Source organism: Phenylobacterium sp. 58.2.17 (assembly GCF_026411515.1).
Classification (GTDB): domain Bacteria; phylum Pseudomonadota; class Alphaproteobacteria; order Caulobacterales; family Caulobacteraceae; genus Phenylobacterium.
Map to the genome: position 1 here is coordinate 1 of NZ_JAPMTQ010000093.1, position 2,315 is coordinate 2,315.

The 2,315-nt window shown below is 74.0% G+C and carries 2 protein-coding genes and 1 pseudogene; all 3 read right to left on the reverse strand.

What is annotated here, in order from left to right; genetic code table 11:
* Positions 1-523, reverse strand: a pseudogene (locus OUA97_RS23105) (conjugal transfer protein TraI); the annotation flags it as partial.
* The gene (trbG, locus tag OUA97_RS23110) at positions 520-1,503 is read right to left on the reverse strand and encodes a P-type conjugative transfer protein TrbG (RefSeq protein WP_267234432.1); all 984 of its coding nucleotides are present in this window, start codon (positions 1,501-1,503) and stop codon (positions 520-522) included. The gene trbG and the pseudogene OUA97_RS23105, both read right to left, overlap by 4 nt.
* On the reverse strand, positions 1,500-2,183 hold the full coding sequence (gene trbF / locus OUA97_RS23115) for a conjugal transfer protein TrbF (protein ID WP_267234433.1): 684 nt from the start codon (positions 2,181-2,183) through the stop codon (positions 1,500-1,502). Before trbF ends, trbG begins: the two co-directional genes overlap by 4 nt.
* Between the last annotated feature and the right edge of the window lie 132 nt (positions 2,184-2,315).

Sequence of the window (2,315 nt, forward strand, 5' to 3'; positions counted from 1 at the left end):
GCTCGCTCGGCGCGGCCTCGACGGCCGGCGCGGTCGCGGGGTCCAGGGTGGTCGGCCCAGGAAGGGAGAAGGCCGGGAGGGGCGCGGCGCTGGCAGCCCGGCCGCCGCCCACGAACAGCCCGCTGGTGCGCGCCGCATCCTGGGCGACCGCCTGCGGATCGGCGGGCGCGGGCGTTCCCATGGGCGGTGGCACGATGTCGGCGCCGCGCTGCCGGGCGCTCAGGATCGGCCGGCCGAGATCCCCGGGCAGCGGCGGCCCAAGCTTGGGAACCTCGCCATAGTCCTTGGGCGCTGTGGTCAGGCCTTCGGCGGCGGCGCGGCTGTCGGTGCTGTGGAGTTCGGCGGGCGCCGCGTCCTCCTGGACCTGGAGGGCGTAGATCACCGCCCCGCCGATCGCCAGCGTCGCCGCGCCGCCCAGGATGGTGAGCGCCTTGCGCGAAAGCCGCATCACCCGCGGAGGATCAGCCCGCAGCCGCAGCATGGCCGCCGGGGCGACAGGCGGGTCGGGCGCCTGGGCGCTCATCGCCGCGCCGCCGGGCGAAGGATCCGAACCCGTTGCTGAGCGCGCCTGTCGCCCAGCCGCAGCTCGGCCGCGGTGAACAGCCTGTCGACAATCATGTGCCGGCCCTGGACGCGGTAGTTGACCAGATCGCCCGAACCCCCGGCGCCGACCACGAACAGCGGCGGCATCTCGCCCTGGCCGATCCCGGCCGGGAACTCGATGAACACCTGGCGGCCGTCGTCGAAGGCGCGCAACGGCCGCCAGGCCGAGGCGTCGCCCACGATCTCGTAGCCGAACTGGAGCGCGGTCAGGTCCAGACCCGCCGCGACGGGTTGGACGCTGGCGACGGCGGCGGCCTCGCCGCGGAGCGCGATCAGCGCGTCCTGCGGATAGGTCCAGGAGACCGAGGCCATATAGGTGGCGGCCGTGGCGCGCAGCTCCAGATGATAGGTCCGCCGGTCGGTGTTGATCACCAGGTTGGTCGCCAGGTCCCTGGCGGTCGGCTTGACCAGGATATGGACCCGCTTGGCCGTCCCTGAGCCGCTTTCGGTGTCGCCGATGATCCAGCGCGCGGTGTCGCCGGCCGCGACGGGACCGGCCCCCACCAGCTGCTCGCCGGCCTGCAGGGCGATGTCGGTCACCTGGCCCGGCGCGGCATAGACCTGATAGAGCGCGCCTTCGCTCCAGGGATAGCGCTGGATGGCGTTGACGAAACCGCCCTGGGCCGGCTGCACGCGGGCGGCGGCGTTGGCCGCGCCGATCCTCGCGCGAGGATCGGGCGCCTCGGCGGGAAGGCTCGTCGGGACCGGCTTGAGCTGGCCCGGCAGCGGCAGCGGCTCAGGGACGGCCACGACCTCCACCGGCCTCGCCGGCTCCAGCGCCTGGAGCGCGGCGACGGCCTGGGTCTCGTCGAAGGCGATGGCGGGCGGCTTGGCGGCGATGGCGCAGCCGGAAAGCAGCAGGGCCGGCAGCGCCGCCCCCCGAAGGAAGGCGCAGGTCATGGGGCGAGCTCCTTGGACCAGTTGATGGCGGTGACGAAGACGCCCAGCGGGTTCTTCTTCAGACGCTCGGCGTCGCGCGGCGGCTGGACGACCAGGGTGATGATCGCCGACCAGCGCTCGGTGGCGGCCAGCGCCCCGTCCTGGTAGCGGCGCTCGGTCCAGGCCACGCGGAAGCTGCCGGGCGAGGCGCGGATCACGCTGGAGACCTCGACCGCCACCTGGACCTTGCCGACCTGGGCGAACGGGTCGCTGGCCTGGGCATGGTCGTTGAGCGCCAGCGCGCCGCGATCGGTGGTGAAGTCATAGGCCCGCAGCCAGTTCTGGCGCACGATGATCGGATCGGCTGGGACGGACCGGACCTGCTCGATGAACCGCGCCAGATGGAAAGCAATCTGCGGGTCGGTCGGCCGGTAGCCGAGCTCGGCGGGGGCGACGGCCTGGGCCTCGCCAAGCCGGTCGACCTGCACCACCCAGGGGACGACCTCGCCCCGCGCCGTCACCCAGACCAGCGCGCCGGCGAGCGCCACGATCACCCCAGCCTCGACCATCGCCAGGGCCCAAAGGTTCTTGCCGCCCGCCGCCACCGCCCCGATCCGGTCGTCCCAGACCTGGCTGGCGCGGCGGTAGGGCGTGTCGGGCTGCGGTGTCGCGCCATAGCGGACGGTGGGGCGTCGGAACATGGGTCAGGAGCCTTCCGAAAGATCGATGGACGAACCTGCGCCGCCGCCGTCGCCCGCGCGCACGGCGTGGGCGGCGGCCGAGGCGCCGTGGCTGAGGGTCTGCTGGCGGCGCATCCGCCGCGCCCAGGCGGG